This is a genomic window from Streptomyces sp. NPDC053474 (genome assembly GCF_044544845.1).
Lineage (GTDB): Bacteria > Actinomycetota > Actinomycetes > Streptomycetales > Streptomycetaceae > Streptomyces.
In genome coordinates this window covers 186,854-206,744 of the sequence record NZ_JBITXV010000008.1, presented here as the reverse complement: position 1 = coordinate 206,744, position 19,891 = coordinate 186,854, and the positions used below count along the sequence as shown (strand labels likewise).

Sequence of the window (19,891 nt, the reverse complement as noted above, 5' to 3'; positions counted from 1 at the left end):
GGCCGGGGCCGGGGCCGCCCGGCCGGGAGGCCCGCCACGCCCGGCGGTCCTCCGCTGGGGGAGGCTCGCCACACCTGGCGGTCCTCCGCTGGGGGAGGCTCGCCACACCTGGCGGTCCTCCGCTGGGGGAGGCTCGCCACACCTGGCGGTCCTCCGCTGGGGGAGGCTCGGCACACCTGGCGGTCCTCCGCCGTCCCGCACCCCGCGCCCGCCCCTCACGGCCCTCCCCGGGCGTCCGTCCCCCGTGATTCCCCCTGGCGCCCGCTCCTTTCGCTCCTCCCCTCGCCGCCGTGCGGCGGCGGCCGTTCAGTCCTTATCCGAAAGGAATCACGATGGTGCTGTCCCAAGCGCCTCTTCCCGCGATCAGCCACCATCAGATGCTGGTCTTCCTGCTCCAGGTCGGACTGCTGCTCGGCGTCGCGGTCCTCCTCGGCAGGCTGGCCACCTGGCTCCGGCTGCCCCGTGTGGTCGGAGAACTGTCGGCGGGCGTGCTCCTCGGCCCGTCGGTGTTCGGCAACCTCCTGCCCGACCTGCGCGACTGGCTGCTCCCGCACGACACGGCCCAGATGCACCTCCTGGCCGCCGTGGGGCAGCTGGGCGTGCTGCTCCTCGTCGGCATCACGGGCGCGCACATCGACGTCGGGCTGCTGCGCCGCAAGAGCCGGGTGATCGGGGTGGTCAGCGCGACCAGCGTGCTGCTGCCGCTGGCCCTGGGGATCGGCCTCGGATTCCTGATGCCGCAGTCGCTGATGGCCCCCGGCGCGGAGCGCGGCACCTTCGCCCTGTTCGTCGGCGTCGCGATCGCGGTCAGCGCGCTGCCGGTGATCGCCAAGACCCTGCTCGACATGGACCTGCTGCACCGCAACGTCGGCCAGCTCATCATCGGCGCGGCCGCGGTCAGCGACATCGTCGGCTGGATGCTCCTGTCGGTCGTCGCCGCGATGGCCACCCGCGGCCTGCACACCGGCCTGGTCCTGGAGTCCGTCGGCTATCTGGTCCTGGTCCTCGCGTGCACGGCCCTCGTGGCCCGGCCGGTGGCCCGCAAGGTCCTTCAGTACACCGACCGCTCGCCGCAGTCGGACGTCAGCGTCGCCGCGATCGCCGTGATGATCCTGCTGTCCTCCGCCGGCACGCTGGCCCTGGACATGGAGCCGATCCTCGGCGCCTTCCTCTGCGGCATCGTGATCAGCTCCCTCGGCGTCTCCGCCCGCCGCTCGCTGGACTCCATGCGCACCTTCGTGATGTCGACGCTCGCGCCGCTGTTCTTCGCCACCGCCGGGCTCCAGGTGGACCTGGGCGCGCTGACCCGGCCCACGGTGCTCCTCGCCGCGGTGGTCACCCTGCTGGTCGCCACCCTGGCGAAGTTCGCGGGCGGCTACCTCGGCGCCCGCATGAGCCGACTCGACCACGGGGAGGGCCTCGCCATCGGAGCGGGCCTCAACGCCCGCGGCGTCGTGGAGATCGTCATCGCCACGGTCGGACTCAACCTCGGCGTCCTGACCACCGCCACGTACACCATCGTGGTGCTGATCGCCGTCATCACCTCGATGATGGCCCCGCCGTTCCTGCGCCACGCCACCCGGAGCATGCCGGTCACCACCGCCGAGCACGAACGGCAGCGGGAACTGGCCGGACAGGCCTCCTGACCGCCGCCGCGGCCACGCCGAGGAGCCAGTGACGCCAGGGCCCCGCCCCCCGGAACTCGGGGGCGGGGCCCTGGCGTTGGTGCGTCCCGGGGGCTACACGGAGTCGAGGTGCTCGCAGAGCAGCGCCGGGGTCGGCGCCTGGAACACCGCCCGCACCGGCACCCGCAGGCCGAGCTCCGCGTGCGCCCGTACGCTCAGCCGCACCGCGAGCTGCGACGTGCCGCCCAGGTCGAAGAAGTGGTCGTCGACCCCGACCTCCGCCCGCTGGAGCACCTTGGCGAACAGGGCGGCCAGGGCCCCTTCCCGCTCGGTGCGCGGCTCCCTGCCGTGGTCACCGTCCCCGGCGCCGCCGCCCGTGCCCCGGCGCGGGGCGGGCAGCGCGGCCCGGTCGAGCTTCCCGTTCGGCGCCAGCGGCAGCCGGTCGAGCACCACGAACGCGGACGGGATCATGAAGGTGGGCAGCCGGTCGGCCACGTAGCGGCGCAGCACCCGCGCCGTGAGCCCGGCCGCCGCCTCGCCGCCCGGCTCGACCGGGACCACGTAGGCGACGAGCGCACCGGCGCCCGAGCCCGCCGCGGGGCGCAGCGCGACCACGGCCTGGGCGATGTCGGGGTGCGTGGCCAGGGCCGTCTCGATCTCGGCGGGCTCGATGCGGATGCCGCGCAGCTTCATCTGGCCGTCGTCGCGCCCGAGCAGCTCCAGCTGCCCGTCGGCGTTCCACCGGGCCACGTCGCCGGTGCGGTACATCCGCTCGCCCGCCGGGCCGAACGGGTCGGCCAGGAACCGCTCCGCGGTCTGCCCCGGCCGGGCGTGGTAGCCGCGGCCCACCGCGCCCGCCACGAACAGCTCGCCCACCACGCCCTGCGGGACCGGGACGAGGCCGGGCCCGAGCACGTAGGTGCGCATGTTGCCCAGCGGCGTCCCGATGGGCACGCCGCCCTCGCCCCGCCAGCCGTCGGGGACGGTGTACGTGGTGGCGTAGAAGCTCTCCGTCTGGCCATAGGCGTTGACCAGGGTCGTGTCCGGCAGCGCCGCCCGCACCTTGTCCGCGAGGGCCGCCGTGAGCTTCTCCCCGGCGAACACCGCCGTGTCCACCGTGAGGCGGCCCTGGAGCTGTTCGAGGACCTCGGCGAACACCGAGGGGACGGTGTGCAGGACGGTGCCCGACCACCGCCCGCGCTCGCCGAGCTCAAGGACGTCGCGGACCACCTCGACGGTGGCGCCGGTGCTCAGCGCGGTGAACACCTCGAACACCGACACGTCGAAGTTGATGGAGCTGCTCGCCAGCATCCGCGCGCCGGGCCGCATGTGCACGGTGGCGGCGAGGCGCAGCACGCCGTTGACGATGTTGGCGTGCGAGATGGCCACGCCCTTCGGGGTGCCCGTCGAGCCGGAGGTGTACATCAGATAGGCGAGGTTGTCCGGGCGCAGCGGCGGCCGCGCGGGCCAGGCGCCGGGCTCGTCCCCGGCGGGCTCGTCCAGGCCCAGGTCCTCCATCAGGAGGCAGGTGACGGCGTGCTCCGGCAGCGACCGCGCGGTCTCGGCGTCGGTGAGGATCAGGCCGGGGGCGGCGTCCTGGAGCAGATGGCCCAGGCGGCGGCTGGGGTAGCGGGGGTCGATCGGCAGATATCCGGCGCCGGACTTCAGGATGCCGAGGAGCGCCACCACCAGGTCGGCGGAGCGCGGCAGGGCCAGGCCCACCACCGACTCCGGGCCGACACCAGCGGCGAGCAGCGTGCGGGCCAACCGGTCGGTGCGCTCGTCCAGTTCGCGGTACGTCAGCGACACGTCCCCGCAGACCACGGCGACGGCGTCCGGGGCCGCGGCGAACTGGGGCGCCACCAGCTGCGGGATCGTCACCGGCGGGGTGGGGGCCGCGGTGTCGACGAAGTCCACGAGCAGCCGCCGCCGTTCGGCCTCGTCGAGGACGTCGACCGCGCCCACCCGCACCTCGGGCTCCGCGGTCACGTGCCGCAGCGCGCGCAGGTAGCAGGCCGCCAGGTACTCCGCGCCCGCCGGGTCGAACAGGTCGGTGGCGTATACGACCGTGCCGTGGATCTCAGCGCCGTCCGCCGTCGTGCGCAGCCGCAGCGACAGGTCGTAGGGGGTGCTGTCCGGCGCCGCCGACTGCGCGGTCACCGTCAGGCCGGGCAGCGCGACGGCGGGCCCCGGGTCCTCGCGCAGCTCGAACGCCACCTGGAACAGCGGGTGGTGGGCCAGGGACCGCTGCGGGGCCAGCGCGTCCACCAGGGAGGCGAACGGCAGGTCGCGGTGGGCCTCGGCGGCCAGGGCCGTGCGGCGCAGCCGCTCCAGGAGGTCGGTGAAGGCCGGGTTGCCGCTCAGGTCGGCCCGGAGCACCCAGGGGTCGTCGAAGGGGCCCACGCAGTGCGCCCAGGCCGCGTCGGGGCGCCGGGCTGCGGGGGAGCCGATGGGGATGTCCGCGCCGCTGCCCAGCTGGTGGAGCACCACCGCGAGGGTCGCGCGCAGCACCGCGTCGGCGCCCACCCCGCGCTGCTCGGCGAGGACCGTGACCGCCTTGGTGAGGCCCTCGTCCACGACCAGCGGGACCCGGCCCGCGCGGTGGCTCGCCTCCGGGGGGCGCGGCCGGTCGGCGGGCAGCGGCAGGGGAGCGGGCACGCCCGCCAACTCCTCGCGCCAGAAAGCGGTGTCGCGCGCGTGGACACCTTGCGGGCCGTCCTCCTCTTCCAGGAGTTTCCGCTGCCACAGGGCGAAATCCGGATAAGGGACCGGCGCGTCCGTCCACTCGGGCGCGGCCCCTTCCCGGCGCGCGGCATAAGCGGCCGCCAGATCCTCCGCCAGCGGCCGCAGCGATTCCTCGTCCGCGGCGATGCCGTGGACCACCACGACCAGTACGTGGTCTTCGGGCGCGCACCGTATGACGGCGGCGCGCACGGGAATGTCCGTGGTCAGGTCGAAGCGGTGGGACGCCTGTGCCGCGACGGCATCGGACATCCGCTCGGGCTCCGATTCCACCAGGGGAACGTCGAGGTCGAGTTCGGACACGGGCACCACGTGCCGGCCGGGAACTCCCTCCGCGTCCTCGGTGATGAGCGTGCGCAGGCCTTCGTGACGGGTCACGACGTCCCTGACGGCGCGCCCCAGCGCGGCCCTTTCCAGCGGCCCGGTCATCCGCAGTACCAACGGAATGTTGTGCATGGCCGACGGGCCCTGAATTCGATGAATGAGCCACAGTCGGCGCTGCGCGAGCGACAACGGATTCATGCGTGCCTACTCCTTGTTCGTCCAGCGTGGTTCGAGTCTGTCGGGACCGTCCGCGCCGTGCCATAGTTCCGGGTGTTCCTCGGAACAACCGCGTGCGCCGTGCCGGGTCCGACCTCGATAGGCGAGGCGCGACGCGTCATTTCGACAAAACCCGGCCGCGCTTTTTGCCTGTCCCGTCGACGGGACCGGTGGAGACGAACGGAGAAAACGTGCACATCACCGTCGATGAACAGACCTGTGTCGGGGCGGGCCAGTGCGTCCTGACCGCCGCCGACGTCTTCGACCAGGACGAGATGACCGGCCGGGTCGTCCTTCTGGAGGGACGGCCCGCCGCGGACCTGGAGGAGGACGTGGTCGAGGCCGCGAGGGCCTGCCCAGCCCAGGCGATCACGGTGACGGAGGACTGACCCCGGCACCGCCGCGCCCGGCGCGCACCGCATGAGCCGTATCCCCCGGCCGCTGGAAGGCGGCCGGGGGATACGGCTCTTTGTGGGGGGAACGGGGCGCCGGACCGGCCCCGGTGGGGCGGGGGGGTCCGGCGCCCCGCGCACACGCGGGCGAGCGGGGGCGGCGCCGCCCGGGTGCGCGCGCGGGTCAGCTCGTGAGGACCGCCTTCATCACCGACCCGTCGCCGACCGCGGCCAGGGCGTCCGCGTGCCGGTCGAGCGGGAAGGCCGTCACCAGGCTCGCCAGGTCGAACCGGGCGGCGAGCGTGGGCAGCAGGCGCACGTACTCGACGAGGTGGGCTCCGGTGAAGGCCCAGGAGCCGATCACGTCGAGCTGGCGGTAGACGATCTGGTGCGGGTTGACCAGCGTGTCACCGGCGTCCGTGTACTGGCCGATGACCAGGTACGTGCCGCCCCTGCGGGCCAGGTAGAGACCCTGGGCGACGGCCTGGGGGACGCCCGCGCACTCGATGACGAGGTCGGCGCCCTGGCCGCCGGTGGCCGCGCGCACCTCGTTCAGGATGTCGTCCGGGTCGGCGGCGTCGGCGATGTTCAGGTGGACGTCGCCGATGCCCGCCCGTGCCGCCGCCTCCAGGCGCTCGGCCGGGCCGCCGATGACGATGACCTTGGCCGCGCCGGAGATCTGGGCGAAGGCCGCGGCCGCGAGGCCGACCGGGCCGCTGCCCTGGACGACGACGACCTCACCGAGCCGCACGGGGCGGCGCTCGTACAGGGCGTGCACGACGGTGGGGCCCGCGCAGGCCAGCGACATCGCGGCGAGCGGGTCGACGCCCTCGGCCGCCTTGACGACCGTGGTGCCCTCCTGCAGGACGATGTGGTCGGCCCACGAGCCGGACAGCTCGGGCCCGGCCGTGGTGGAGCGGTTGACGCCGTACGTACGGCGGTTCTCGCACAGCGTCGGCTCGCGGTGGATCCGGCACGGCGGACAGGTCCCGCAGGCGATGGACGAGGCCCACATCACGGAGTCGCCGGGCTTGAGCTCGGCGCCGAGGGCGTCGTGGGTGAGGCCCTCGCCCAACTCCCGTACCACGCCGAGGCCTTCGTGGCCCAGGACGAGGGGGGTCGGGATCGGCAGGTGGCCCTGGTGCAGATGCAGGTCGGTGCCGCAGATGCCGCCGTAGCCACAGGCCACGATCATGCCGCGCTCCGGGGCCGGGGGCAGGGGGTACTCGCGCAGCGCGAGCGGCTTGCCGAACTCCTCCAGGACGACCGCGCGTCCGGTGCGCCCGGTCATACGCCCGCCTCCTCGAGGTCGTCGAGGAAGGTGCCGTCGAGCGGGGCGAGCGGGGTGGAGTCGCGGCACACCACGTAGTCGGGGCGCGGCTCGCCGCTCCAGCTCGGCAGGTTCGAGACGTCGTTGTACGTCGCGATGAGCAGACGGCGGGCGAAGGGGGACATGTTGGGGGCCGAGCCGTGCACGATCTCCGGGGAGAAGAGCACCACGGAACCGGCCGGTCCCTTCGGGCTGACCATGCCGTGCCGGTCGACGAGTTCGGCCAGCTGCTGCGGCGAGAGCGAGATGTCGTCCGGGTCCAGGTGCTGCGAGGACTTCCGCTCGGCCTTGCGCCCCTCGTGCACCAGCCCGTCGCGGTGCGAGCCGGGCAGGAAGATGACGGGGCCGTTGAACTCGGTGACGTCGTCGAGGAAGACGCCCACGTTCACCTGGAGCGGGGCGGGCAGGGTGTCGGAGATCTGCCAGGCGAGGAAGTCCTGGTGCCAGGCCCACTTGTCGCCGCCGAAGGCCGGCTTGGCATTGATCTTGAACTGGTAGACGTACACGTCGTCCGGGAGCAGCTGCTGGGCGGGGACCAGCAACCGCGGATCACGCATGAGGCGGGCGTATTCGGGCTGGCGGAGGTGGGAGGAGTAGACCGCGCGCACCTCCTCGCCGCCGTCCTCGATGATCCGGTGCGGTCCCGCCGTCTCGCAGTCCTTCTGGAACGCGGTGCGCAGGCTGTCCACCTCGCGCTCGTCCAGCAGGGAATCGAGCAGCAGAAACCCGTTCTCGTGGTACTGCTCCAACTGCTCCTGAGTCAGACGCATTCTTCTTTCGCTCCTTATGCGAAGGGAATTCACGTAGTGGGCGCGTACGTGAGGTAGCGCCGGGGATTCACCCCATGAAGTGTCCGCCGTCCACGATCAGTTGCTGACCCGTGATGTAGGAGGACCGCGAGGTCACAAGGAATTCGAGAGCGTCGGCGATGTCCTGCGGGGTGCCGATCCGCTGCTGTGGAATGGAGTCGATGACGGCCGCGCGTCGTTCCGGCTCGTCGAGCCGGTAGCGCTCGGTGACTTCTGGGGTGTCGGTAAATCCGGGGAGCAGCGCGTTGACCTGGATGTGCGGAGCCAGTTCAAGGGCCATGCACTTGGTGAGCTGGAGCAGCCCCGCCTTGCTGGCACAGTAGTTGGCGCCGTTCGCCCGCGGGCGGATCGCCGTGGTGGCGCCGATGTTGACGATGGAGCCGCCGCCCGCCTCGATCATGGCGGGTGCGAGGGCCTGGCTGAGGTGGAAGGGCCCGGAGAGGTTGGTGGCGACGACCTGGTCCCAGTCCTCCTCGGTGAGGGACAGGAAGGACCGGTCGCGGTTGACCCCGGCGTTGTTCACCAGGATCCGGGGGGCGCCGTGCTCCTCGACGATCCGCGCGCAGACCTCGCGGATCTCCGCGGGCCGCCCGACGTCGGCCTGGACGGGCACGATGCTTCCCTCGCCCGCCTCGGCCGCCTCCTTGGCCGCGGTCTCGTCGCTCCGGTAGAGGGCGATCACCCGGTGGCCCAGGGCGCTGAGCCGCAGGCTCAGCGTCAGTCCGATGCCCCGGGTGCCGCCGCTGATCACTGCCGTCGCCATGAGAACTCCACAGAGGTGCGTGCTGCGGGGCGGTCGGCCGGACACGGGATCGCCCCGGCGTCGAGCAGCCCGGGCGGATCGCGTACGTCCCTCACCCCGCACGGACGAATGGATCGAAGAACTGGTTCGGATCGGGCCGCCGCCCGCGATGACCGGGCGGGGAAATATCCCCGGGCGTACCGCCGCCGGTGAATTCCAGACGCGCCGCCCAGGCCTCCCGGCCCGCTGCCACACCCTCACGCCTGCGGCCTGCCGGGGTCAAGCAGGGAAAGAGTGCCTGACAAGACCGCTTCGCGACATCTCGGATGTCCTGTCCACGGGACACGGGGGCGCCGTGCGGCGATGCCGTGGGGAATCACGCGCGGGTGGTCCGGGAAATCGCTGGCGTTCGCGTCGCGGAGGTTTCGTGCGCCGCGAAGAGGGAGAGCCGGGGCCCGCCCGCGCGGCGCGGAACGGGGACAGCTGATAGCGCTCGGCCGCCGATGCGCAAGCCCTTCGCCGTTCTTCGCGGATGCCTGCGGCTGTCTTCGCGGACGCGTGCGGCTCGCCTTCGCGGATGGCGGCGGATCTCCTTCGTGGATGCCCGCGCGACCCCGCCGCGCAACTCGGGGGAAACGTACGGGACATGCTCGCGGACAAGCCCCGGGGATTGCCCTTCCGCGGCTTTCCGTGAAGCCTGCTCGGGTCCGTGTCCGCCGTGCTCCGAAGTGGCCTCGCCAGGCGCCATTCGGATGTCCTGTAGACGGGACACGGGGGCCGCCGCGCAACGCCCTGCCAGGGACTCTTCTTTGCTTGACCCCGGCAGGCCGCAGGCATGAGGGTGTGTTCGCAGGCCGGGAGGCTTGGGCGGCGCGTCAGGAATTCACCGGCGGCGGTACGCCCGGGGATATTTCCCCGCCCGGTCACCGCGGGCGGCGGCTTGATCTGAACCACTTCTTCGATCCATTTGTCTGTGTGGGGTGATGGATGTGCATGCTCCGCTGGAGCGAAACCGTCCGCTGACGAGTAGGGACGGTGCGGCCGGACGGATCCTCGACACGACGGTGCTCGAGCTGTTCGCCCAGCAGGTCCGGCTGACTCCGGACGCGACCGCCGTGGTCTGCGGGGACGAGACCCTGACCTACGGCCAACTCGACACCAGGTCCGCCGCGCTGGCCGCGGGCCTCACCGGGCGCGGCGTCCAGCCGGAGTCGCTCGTCGCGGTCGCGCTGCCGCGGTCCGCGGAGTCCGTCGTGGCCCTCCTCGGCGTGCTCAAGGCGGGCGCCGCCTATCTCCCGCTCGACCCCGACTACCCCGTCGAGCGCGTCGAGTTGATGCTGACCGACGCGGCCCCCGCCCTGCTGCTGAGCGCGGGGGACTCCGCGCCGCGCCTGACCGGCTCCTGCCCGACCGTGGACGTGGCGGAGCTGACCGGCGCCACCGACGGGGCGCCCGCCGCCGTCGCGCACCCGCTGTCGCTCGCGTACGTGATCTACACCTCCGGGTCGACCGGCAGGCCCAAGGGCATCGGCGTCACCCACCGCGACGTGACGGCCCTCGCCCTGGACGAGCGCTGGCGCGGCGGTGCGCAGGAACGCATGCTGCTGCACTCGCCGTTGGCCTTCGACGCCTCCGTCTACGAGATCTGGGTGCCGCTCCTCAACGGCGGCACGGTCGTCGTCGACCCCTCGCCCGACCTCACGCCCGCCGCGCTCGCCGAGCAGGTGGCCCGGCACGGCGTCACCGCCGTCTGGATCACCAGCGCGCTCTTCAACCTCCTGGTGGAGGAGGACGCGCACTGCCTGACCGGGCTCCGCGAGGTGTGGGTGGGCGGCGACCGCGTCTCGCCGCAGGCCGTCGCCCAGGCCATGGCGGCCTGCCCCGACACCGTCTTCGTGAACGGCTACGGCCCGACCGAGACCACCGTCTTCGCCACCAGCCACCGGGTCGACCCCACGCGGGACCCGGACGCCGAGGTGCCGATCGGGCAGCCCCTTGACAGCTTCGCGGGCTATGTGCTTGACGCGCAGCTGCGGCCCGTGGAGCCCGGCGTCCCCGGCGAGCTGTACATCGCGGGCCCCGGCGTGGCCCGCGGCTATCTGCGCAGGCCGGGACTCACCGCCGAGCGGTTCGTGGTCTGCCCCTTCGGCCCGGCCGGTGAACGGATGTACCGCACCGGCGACTTGGTGATCCGCGACGCGAACGGCGACCTCGTCTACCAGGGGCGCGCCGACCACCAGGTGAAGGTGCGCGGCTTCCGCATCGAGCTCGGCGAGATCGAGGCCGCGCTGCTCGCCCACCCCGCGGTGGCGCACGCCGCGGTGATCGCCCGCGAGGGCCGCGGCGGCGACACGGCCAAGCAGCTCGTCGGCTATGTAGTGCCCACCCAGGACGGCGCGCCCGCGCCCGACGCGGCGGACCTCCCGGCCGAGCTGCGCGAGTTCATCGCCAAGGGACTTCCGGACTTCATGGTTCCGGCCGCGCTCATGGTGCTCGACCGGCTCCCCCTGACCCCGAACGGCAAGCTGGACCGGGCCGCCCTGCCCGAGCCGCACTTCACGAGCACCGCCTACCGCGCGCCGCGCACCGGGACCGAGGAGGTCCTGGCCGGTGTCTTCGCCGAGGTCCTCGGCCAGGCACGCGTCGGCGTCGACGACGACTTCTTCGCCCTCGGCGGCGACAGCATCCAGTCCATCCAGGTGGTGTCGCGGGCCAGGACCCACGGCCTCCTGGTCACCTCGCGGCAGGTGTTCGAGCACCGGACCGTGGCCGAACTGGCCGCCGTCGCCGCCACCGACACCGGCGAGAGCGGCCCCGTCCTCGCCGAGCTCGACGGCGGCGGCGTGGGGCACATGCCGCTCATGCCGGTGGCGCACTGGATCCTGGAGAACGGCGCGGGCTTCGACTCCCTGCTCCAGGCCGTGGTCCTTGAGCTGCCGCACGACATCGACCGGGAGGGCCTGGCCGCGACCCTGACGGCCGTCATCGACCGGCACGACCTGCTGCGCGCGCGGCTGCTGCCCGACGGGCTGCTCGTCGCCCCGGCGGGCACCGTCGACGTGGACCCGCTGATCCGCACCGTCTCCTGCGACGGGCAGTGGTCCGGCGAGTCCTGGCGGACCCTGCTCGTGACCGAGCTCCAGGACCTGGCCGGGCGCCTCGACCCGGCGGCGGGCGCCCTCGCGCAGTTCGTGTGGTTCCAGCCGCCCACCGGGCCCGGACGCCTCCTGGTCGGCCTGCACCACATGGTCGTCGACGGCGTCTCCTGGCGGATCCTGATGCCCGACCTCGCCACCGCCTGGAAGCAGGTGCGCGACGGCGCGACTCCGCGCCTCGCGGCCCCCGCGACCTCCGTACGGCGCTGGGCCCACGCCCTGGTCGAGGAGGCGGCCCGGCCGGAGCGGGTGGCCGAGCTGGACCGGTGGACCTCGATCCTCGACGGGCCCGACCCGGTCCTCGGCGCCCGCCGCCTGGACCCGGCGCAGGACGTACAGGCCACCGTCGAGAAGGTCCGCGTGGTGCTCCCGAGCGCGGCCACCGAGGCCGTCCTCACCTCCGTGCCCGCGGCCTTCCGCGGCGGGGTCAACGACGTGCTGCTCGCCGCCCTGGCGATGGCCGTGGTCCGCTGGCGCCGCACGCGCGGCGTCGAGGAGCCGTCGACGCTGCTGCGCCTCGAAGGGCACGGGCGCGAGGAGGAGTCGGTGCCCGGCGCCGACCTCTCGCGCACCGTGGGCTGGTTCACCAGCGTCTTCCCGGTCCGCCTCAACCTGTCCGGCATCGACGTCGAGGACGCCTTCGCCTCCGGCCAGGCCGCGGGCGCCGTCATCAAGGCGGTCAAGGAGCAGCTGCTCGCCCTGCCCGACAAGGGCCTGGGCTACGGCCTCCTGCGCTACCTCAACCCCGAGACCGCCGAGGTCCTGCGCCCGCGCGGCCTCGGCCAGATCGGCTTCAACTACCTGGGCCGCTTCTCCGCCGGTGACATGCCCGACGAGCTGCACGGCCTGGGCTTCACCCAGACCGCGGACGCCGCGGAGTTCACCGAGCTGGCCGAGCTGGACGCCGGGCACGACCCGGCCATGCCCGCGCTGTGCGAGGTGGACATCAACGCGATGGTCACCGACACCGCGGCAGGGCCGCGCCTGGGCGCGGTCTTCGGCGCCCCGGCCGGGGTGCTCCCGGCGGCGGACGTCACCGAGCTGGCCGAGCTGTGGCAGTCCGCGCTCGAAGCCCTGGTGCGGCACGCGGCCGCCCCCGGCGCGGGCGGCCTGACGCCGTCGGACGTGCCGCTGGTCAGCGTCTCCCAGGGAGAGCTCGAGACCTGGGAGAAGCAGTACCCGGGCCTGAGCGACGTCTGGCCGCTGACCGACCTCCAGGCCGGTCTGCTGCACCACACCGAGCTGGCGGGCGGCGGCGTGGACATGTACCAGGTCCAGTTGCTCTTCGGCTTCGACGGGCCGGTGGACGCCGCGCGGATGCGGGCGGCGGGCCAGGCGCTCCTGGACCGGCACGCGAGCCTGCGCACCGCCTACGTACCGGACGCGGGCGGCGACCTCGTGCAGCTCGTCGTCTCGGGCGTGACCCTGCCCTGGCGCGAGGTGACCGTGACGGAGGAGGCGTTCGAGTCCTTCCTCACCGAGGACCGCACCACGACCTTCGACATCGCCGAGCCGCCGCTGCTGCGCATGACCCTGGCGCACGTCGGGGACGGCCGCACCGAGGTGATCCTCACTGGCCAGCACGTGCTCTTCGACGGCTGGTCCGAGCCGATCCTGCTGCGCGAGCTGCTGTGGCTGTACGCCGACCCGTCCGCGCTGGCCAAGGCGCCGTCCTTCAAGGAGTTCCTCGGCCACCTCCAGCGCCGCGACGAGGAACAGCGCGCGCTCTCCGTACGCGCCCACACCGACGCCCTGGTGGGGATCGACGAGCCGACCCTGCTCGTCCCCGAGGAGGCCGGGAGCGGCGAGAGCGGCTTCGGCGAACTCGACCTCGCCCTGACGCCGGACGAGGCCCGCGCCCTGGTGCGGCGGGCCGCGGAGACGGGCAGCACGCCCAGCAACGTCGTCCAGGCCGCCTGGGCCGTCGTCCTCGGCGAGCTCACCGGCCGCACCGACGTACTGTTCGGCGCCACGGTCTCCGGCCGCCCGCCGACGCTGCCGGGCGTGGCCGACACGGTCGGCCTGTTCATCAACACCGTGCCGGTCCGCGCGCGCTGCGCGCCGGGCAAGACCCTCGCCCAGGTGGCGACCGAACTCCAGGCCTCGCAGGCCGCCCTGCTCGACCACGACGACTGCGGTCTCGCCGACATCCACGAGGCCACCGGCCTGGACGCGCTGTTCGACACCCTCGTCCTGGTCCAGTCCCACCCCTTCGACAACGCTGCCATCGCCGAGGCCAGCGCCGCGGCCGGTCTGTCCGTGCCGACCTTCCGCAACATCGCGGGGGCGAACTACCCGCTCATCGTGATGGCCGAGCAGGATCCGCTGCTGCGCCTGCGGCTCCAGTACCAGCTCGGCGCGTTCGACCGGGAGGGGGCGGCCGACGTCGCGGAGCGGCTGCTCCGCGTGCTGCGGGCCTTCCTCGCCGACCCCCACAGCAGGGTCGGAGCGGTGGGCGCCGCCGCCTCCGGCGCGCTCGCGGCCACCTCGCAGGCGGCCCCGGCCGCGTCCGACGACCTGGTGCCGCAGCTCTTCGCGCGCCTGGTGGCCGAGGACCCCGACGCCGTGGCCTTCGTCGCCGACGGGGTGACGACCCGGCGCGAGCTGGACGAGCGGGCCGACCGCCTCGCCGGTGAACTCCTGCGGCACGCCGTGGAGCCGGACTCCGTGGTGGCCGTCGCCTGCGTCGACCCGGTGGACCGCACGGCCGCCCTGCTCGCCGTCCTGAAGGCGGGCGCCTGCGCCGTGCCCCTGGACGCCGAGGACTCCCCGGAGTGGACCGGCTCCGTCGTCCGTGACACCGCGGTGAGCGCCGTCATCGTCGACAAGGAGACCGACGACCGCGACTGGGGCGCCGCGCCCCGCATCCGGGTGCCCCTGGACGCCCTGGACGCCGCCGCGCCCGTCCCGCAGGTCCGGCCGCTGCCCGGCCGCCTGGCCCTGCTGACCCACGCGCCGGACCGGGCGGCCCGGCCGCAGGCCCTCGCCGTCACCCACGCCGCTCTCCAGCACCGCGTGCGCGGCTTCGCCTCCGACACCGCGGCGTTCCTCGAGGCGGGCCCCGCCACGCCCGCCGTCGAGCTCCTGCTCGCGCTCGGCGCGGGCCGCGCCGTCGAGATCCGCGAGGGCGCGCCGCAAACCCACCCGCTCGCCGCCGACCCCACCCGCGCCCGCGTCCTCAGCCCCTCCCTCGCCCCCACCGCCCCCGGCGGCACCGGCGAGCTGTACCTCACCGGTGAGTACGGGCGCGGCTACCCCCGGCACCGGGCCCGCACCGCCGAGCACTTCGTCGCCGACCCCCACGGTCCGGCCGGGGCCCGGCTCTACCGCACCGGTCTGCGGGCCCGCGTCACCGCCGACGGCGGGTACGAGCCGCTCGGCCGCACCACCGAGCAGGCCGACGGTCAACTGGCCCTGGAGGCCGTCCTCTCGGGCCACCCCGCAGTGGCGGCCGCCGCCGTGGTCAGTGACGACAGCGGCCCCGTCGCCTACGTCGTCACCGCCGAGGGCGCCCGGATCGTGCCCGACGAGCTGCTGGCCCTGGCCGCGCAGCGCCTCCCGCACCGGCTCGTGCCCCGCGCGGTCCTGGTCCTGGACGAGCTGCCCAGGACCGCCACCGGGCGGCTCGACGCCAAGCGGCTGCCCGAGGCCGCCGAGGCGCCGCGCCCGGCCCGGGCGGCGGGCAGCGAGCGCGAGGAGTTCCTGCTGAGGGTCTTCGGCGAGGTGCTCCAGCGGGAGAACGTCGGCGTCGACGACAACTTCTTCGCCATGGGCGGCAATTCGCTGCTCGCGACCAGGCTCATCGGCCGCATCCGCAACGAGCTCGGGGTGGAGCTCACCATTCGCTCGATATTCCAGTACAAGACCATCGCCGAACTGGCAGCCCACTGGGACGAGATCGTCACAGCGAGCGGCCCCCGACTGCGCAAGATGAGCTAGGGAGAAACCCAGCATGTCCATAGTGAGCCCCGAACTCGCCGGTGAGACCCCCTACATCTGGCGCGCCCGGCAGCCGCAGAGCAGGCACCGGCTCATCTGCTTCCCGCACGCGGGCGCCGGAGCGACGGCCTACGCCGAGTGGGCGGCCCTGCTCCCGCCGGAGATCGAGCTGGTCGCCGTGCAGCTGCCCGGCCGTCAGGACCGCATCGCCGAGGAGCCGTTCAGCGAGGTCGGCCCGCTGGTCAGCGTGCTGACCCACGCGCTGCGGCCCGTGCTCGGCGGGTCGTACTCCTTCTTCGGCCACTCCTGCGGCGCGGCGCTCGCCTTCGAGCTCGCCAAGGCCCTGCGCGCGAAGGGACAGACCGGGCCCGAGCACCTCTTCCTGTCCGCGCAGGCCGCCCCCGGCGCGACCGGGATCCGGCAGCTGCACGACCTGTCCGACGACGAGTTCCGCGACGCCATGCTGACCCTCGGCGGCATCGACGAGGAGATCGCGAACGACGAGTTCGTCATGGACTCCCTGGTGCCCGTGCTGCGCGCCGACTTCAGCCTCTGGGAGCGCCACCGCACGGCCCCCGAGGCGCCGCTCGACTGCCCCATCACCGTCCTCGCGGGGGAGACCGACCCGCAGGCGCCCAAGGACTCCCTCGACGGCTGGCGCGAGCAGACGAACGCCGAATTCACGCTCCGCTTCTACGAGGGCGGACATTTCTACTTCCTCGATTCGCCCGGCATCGTCGTCTCGGCCATCGCCGAGAAGATGCTGGGCGCGGTGGCAGGGAGGACCGCATGACGAGCCCGGACGCCCTCGGCGTACTCGACGACATCACCGGCCGCATCACCGCGGCCGCCCTGACGGTGCCCGGGGTCGGCGACGCCGTCGCCGTGGCCCGCAAGGGCGTGCGGACGGCGTCCGCCCCGCGCCCCGCGGCGGCCCCGCCCGCCCCGGCGGCGCAGGACCTCGGGGACGCCGCGCCCGCCCTCCTGGACGGCGGCCCGCTGCTCATCCCCGAGGGCGCGCCGACCACCCTCCAGGAGGCCCTGAGCCAGGCGGCGCGGCTCGCCCCCGACAAGGGCACGGTCTACCTCACCAAGGGACACGACGACGTGTTCCAGAGCTACGCCGAGCTGCTCGCCGACGCCGAGCGGGTCCTCGCGGGACTTCGCGCCGCCGGACTGCGCCCGGGAGACGCGGCGCTGTTCCAGTTCGACGACAACAAGGCCTTCCTGACCGCGTTCTGGGCCTGTGTGCTCGGCGGCTTCGTACCGACACCGGTCGGCGTCGCCACGACGTACCGGGCGGAGAACGAGACCAACCGCAAGCTGCACAACGCCTGGAAGCTGCTCGACCGGCCCGTGCTGCTCACCGACGACGCCACCGCCGAGGCGCTCGCCGGGGTGCGCGAGCTCTGGGGCGAGCCCGAGGTGCGCATCAGCACCGTCGCGGCCCTCCTGGCCTTCGAGCCCGACCACGACTGGTTCCCCGCCACGCCCGCCTCCCCGGCGCTCAACCTGCTCACCTCGGGCAGCACCGGGATGCCCAAGTGCGTGCACCACACCCACGCCAGCCTGGTGGCCCGGTCGCTCGCCGTGATCCAGCACTGCGGCCTCACCGGCGACGACATCAGCCTCATCTACATGCCGTTCGACCACGTCACGGTCGCCTTCTACAACGTCCGTGACGTCTTCGCGCGGTGTCTGCACATCAACGCCACGACCGAGCACGCGCTCGGCGACCCGCTGCTCTGGCTCGGCTGGGTCGACCGCTACCGCGTGACGAACACCTGGGCGCCGAACTTCGTCTACGCGCTGGTCAACGAGCACGCCGACGAGGTCCGCGACAACCGCTCCTGGGACCTGTCGTGCCTGCGCGAGATCGTCAACGGCGGTGAGCCGGTCATCGCCTCGACCAGCCACAAGTTCCTCGAACTGCTGGCCCCGCACGGCCTCGCCGCCGACGCCATGCGCCCGGCGTGGGGCATGTCCGAGACCTGCTCCGGCGTGACGTACACCCAGCAGCACCGCGACGACCACGGCGCGGGCACCGTCTCCATCGACCCGGCCTCGCTGACCGGCACCGTCCGCCACGTCGACCCGGCCGACCCGGCCGCGGTCGTCCTCTCGACGGTCGGCAGCCCCCTGCCCGGGGTGCAGCTGCGCATCGTCGACGACGCGGGCCGGGAGCTGCCCGAGAACCGCCTCGGCGAGCTGCGCATCCGCGGTCTGACGCTGATGCACGGCTACTTCGCCAACGAGGAGGCCAACCGCGAGGCGTTCGACGAGGACGGCTGGTTCCGCACCGGCGACCTCGCGTTCGTCCACAACGGCGAGGTCGTGATCGCCGGGCGCAAGAAGGACCAGATCATCGTGCGCGGCATCAACTACATGGCGCACGAGATCGAGAGCGTCGTGGAGCGGGCCGCGGGCGTGAAGGTCACCTTCTCGGCCGCCGTCGGGGTGCGCGAGCCCGGCGCCGACTCCGATCAGCTCGTGGTCTTCTTCGTACCGGTGCGCTGGGACGCCGACGCGCTCGCCCAGGTCAGCGAGGAGCTGCGCGCCCTGCTGCCCCGCGAGGTCGGCATCGCGCCCGACCTGCTCGTGCCCGTCACCGAGGCGGAGTTCCCGAAGACCGGCAGCGGCAAGGTCCAGCGGGCCGCGCTCGCCGCCGCCTTCCGCGCCGGGACGTTCGCCGACCGGACCATCGGCGGCGAGACGGCCGAGGACGTGCCGGACACCTGGCTGTTCCGGCGGCAGTGGACCGAGCTGCCCGACCCCGCCCAGGCGGCGGCCGACGCCGCGGCCGGGGTCCGGCTCGTCATCGCCGACGACACCGACGCCGCGCGCCTCGGCATCGAGGGGCCGGTCATCACCGTCGGCCGCGGCGAAGGCTTCGCCGAGCGCGCGCCCCTGCGGTTCGAGGCCCGGACGGACGACCGAGAGGACCTGCGGCGGCTGCTCGCGGCCGTGACCGAGGCCCACGGCCCGCTCGCCACCGTCGTCCTCGCCCCGCCGCTGTCCGGCGGCGACGACCCGCACGCCCGGCTCACCGCGGCGACGGCGGAGCTCTCCGCCCTCGTCGGGGCGCTCGCCGACGGGACGTTCGGCCACCCGGCGCTGCTCCTTGTCACCGCGGGCTCGGTGTACGTGCGCGAGGGCGACGCCGTCGACCTCGGCACCTGCGCGCTGCCCGCCCTGGTGCGGACCGCCGTCGCCGAGAACCCCCGCAGCGTGATCCGCCAGCTCGACCTGCCCGCCGACCCCGGCGCCTGGCAGGCGGCCGTGCGCACCGAACTCGCCGACACCACGAGCACGGGCACCATCGCCGTGCGCGCGGGCCGCCGCTTCAAGCCGCAGGTGGCCCCGCTCGCCGACGACGCGGTGCCGACCGCGGCCCCGCTGGTCGCGGGCGGCCTCTACCTGGTCACCGGCGGCCTCGGCGGCATCGGCCACGAGATCGCGGGCTATCTCGCCGCCGCCTACGGAGCGCGTCTGCTGCTCGTCGGCAGGTCGCCCGCCGAGGGCGAGAAGGCGGCCCGGCTCGCCGAGCTCTCCGCGCTCGGCAGCGTCGTGTACGAGCAGCTCGACATCACCGACGAGGCCGCCCTCGAAGCGGCGGTCGCCGCGGCCGAGGCCCGCTGGGGGCGCCCGCTCGACGGCGCGCTGCACCTGGCGGGGGCCAACCCCACGGGGCAGTGGGCCGACCTCGAACAGCACACCGTGGCGGCCGAGTCCGAGGAGACGTACGCCGCCCAGTACGGGGCCAAGGTCGCGGGCACCCTCGCGGTGGCGCGGGTGCTCCTCACCCGGCCCGACGCCTCGCTCGTGCTCTTCGGCTCCGTGAACGGAGAATTCGGCGGCCATTCCTTCGGCGCGTATTCGGCGGCCAATGGCTTCCTCGTCGGATTTGCGGACCACTGGCATCACGAGCGCCGTCGCACCGTGCATTGTCTGGCCTGGAGCATGTGGTCGGGCATCGGCATGAACCAGAACCAGTCCGATGCGCCCGCGCGCAGCCGGGGCTTCCGTTCCATCAACGCCTCTGACGGTCTGCGGCTGTTCACCGAAAGCATCGTGACCCCGCACCACTACCTGATCGTCGGCCTCGACCTGGGGAATCCGGCGATCGTGGACGAACTGGTTCCGGAACAGTTGCGGATCGGTGAGCTGCTCGTCGCCTACACCGCCGACGGCGTGGACGCGGAGGCCGTGCACGCGGCCGTCGCGCCCAGCGTGCAGGACTGCCCGGTGCCGGTGCGCCTGGTGCGCGTGGACCGGGTCCCGAGGGACGCGGCGGGCGCCGTCGACGTGGCCCGGCTGCTCGCCGACACGGCCGCCGACCGGCCCAAGCGCCACTTCACGGCCCCCGAGACCGACCTGGAGCGGCAGCTCGCCGCCCTGTGGTCGGACGCCCTGAACCAGCCGGAGGTCGGCAGGGACGACTCGTTCTTCGACCTCGGCGGCAACTCCATCCGGGCCACGCGCCTGCTCGCCCTGGTCGACGAGGAGTTCGCCGTCCGGGTGCCGACGCAGGAGCTCTACGAGCACCCCACCGTCGAGGGCATGGCGGCGTTCGTCACCCGGCACACGGCGGGCTGACACTCCCGCGCCGCCGTCGGC

9 protein-coding genes are annotated in these 19,891 nt (G+C 73.7%); 5 read left to right on the top strand and 4 right to left on the bottom strand.

Annotated features, from left to right (window positions below; translation table 11 throughout):
- Positions 1–332 precede the first annotated feature (332 nt).
- Positions 333–1,646 carry a cation:proton antiporter gene (locus ACIG3E_RS20675; protein ID WP_399618267.1) on the top strand — a complete coding sequence of 438 codons (1,314 nt, stop codon included), beginning with the start codon at positions 333–335 and terminating at the stop codon, positions 1,644–1,646.
- Between the two features lie 93 nt (positions 1,647–1,739).
- Here ACIG3E_RS20675 and ACIG3E_RS20670 read toward each other — a convergent pair whose 3' ends face one another.
- A complete protein-coding gene (locus tag ACIG3E_RS20670) occupies positions 1,740–4,889 on the bottom strand; it encodes an amino acid adenylation domain-containing protein (RefSeq protein ID WP_399618265.1) in 3,150 nt (1,049 codons plus the stop codon).
- 209 nt (positions 4,890–5,098) lie between these two features.
- Between ACIG3E_RS20670 and ACIG3E_RS20665 the strand changes: the two genes are divergently transcribed.
- The gene (locus tag ACIG3E_RS20665) at positions 5,099–5,296 is read left to right on the top strand and encodes a ferredoxin (protein WP_399618262.1); all 198 of its coding nucleotides are present in this window, start codon (positions 5,099–5,101) and stop codon (positions 5,294–5,296) included.
- Positions 5,297–5,483: 187 nt separating this feature from the next.
- On the opposite strand, the gene ACIG3E_RS20660 is transcribed toward ACIG3E_RS20665, so the two are convergent.
- From ACIG3E_RS20660 to ACIG3E_RS20650, 3 genes are all read right to left on the bottom strand, one after another.
- Positions 5,484–6,590, bottom strand: coding sequence for a zinc-binding dehydrogenase (locus ACIG3E_RS20660; protein WP_399618260.1), 1,107 nt, complete (start codon positions 6,588–6,590; stop codon positions 5,484–5,486).
- Positions 6,587–7,399: a phytanoyl-CoA dioxygenase family protein gene (locus ACIG3E_RS20655; protein WP_399618257.1), complete on the bottom strand. Its 813-nt coding sequence runs from the start codon at positions 7,397–7,399 to the stop codon at positions 6,587–6,589. Before ACIG3E_RS20655 ends, ACIG3E_RS20660 begins: the two co-directional genes overlap by 4 nt.
- A gap of 67 nt (positions 7,400–7,466) precedes the next feature.
- Positions 7,467–8,201, bottom strand: a complete 735-nt coding sequence (locus ACIG3E_RS20650) for an SDR family NAD(P)-dependent oxidoreductase (protein ID WP_399618254.1) — start codon at positions 8,199–8,201, stop codon at positions 7,467–7,469.
- Positions 8,202–9,163: 962 nt separating this feature from the next.
- Between ACIG3E_RS20650 and ACIG3E_RS20645 the strand changes: the two genes are divergently transcribed.
- The 3 genes from ACIG3E_RS20645 to ACIG3E_RS20635 are packed head-to-tail and all read left to right on the top strand — an operon-like array spanning position 9,164 to position 19,870.
- Positions 9,164–15,274, top strand: coding sequence for an amino acid adenylation domain-containing protein (locus tag ACIG3E_RS20645; protein WP_399618252.1), 6,111 nt, complete (start codon positions 9,164–9,166; stop codon positions 15,272–15,274).
- A 13-nt stretch (positions 15,275–15,287) separates the two neighbouring features.
- A complete protein-coding gene (locus ACIG3E_RS20640) occupies positions 15,288–16,067 on the top strand; it encodes a thioesterase II family protein (RefSeq protein ID WP_399618250.1) in 780 nt (259 codons plus the stop codon).
- Positions 16,064–19,870 carry an SDR family NAD(P)-dependent oxidoreductase gene (locus ACIG3E_RS20635; protein WP_399618247.1) on the top strand — a complete coding sequence of 1,269 codons (3,807 nt, stop codon included), beginning with the start codon at positions 16,064–16,066 and terminating at the stop codon, positions 19,868–19,870. Before ACIG3E_RS20640 ends, ACIG3E_RS20635 begins: the two co-directional genes overlap by 4 nt.
- Positions 19,871–19,891: the final 21 nt, after the last annotated feature.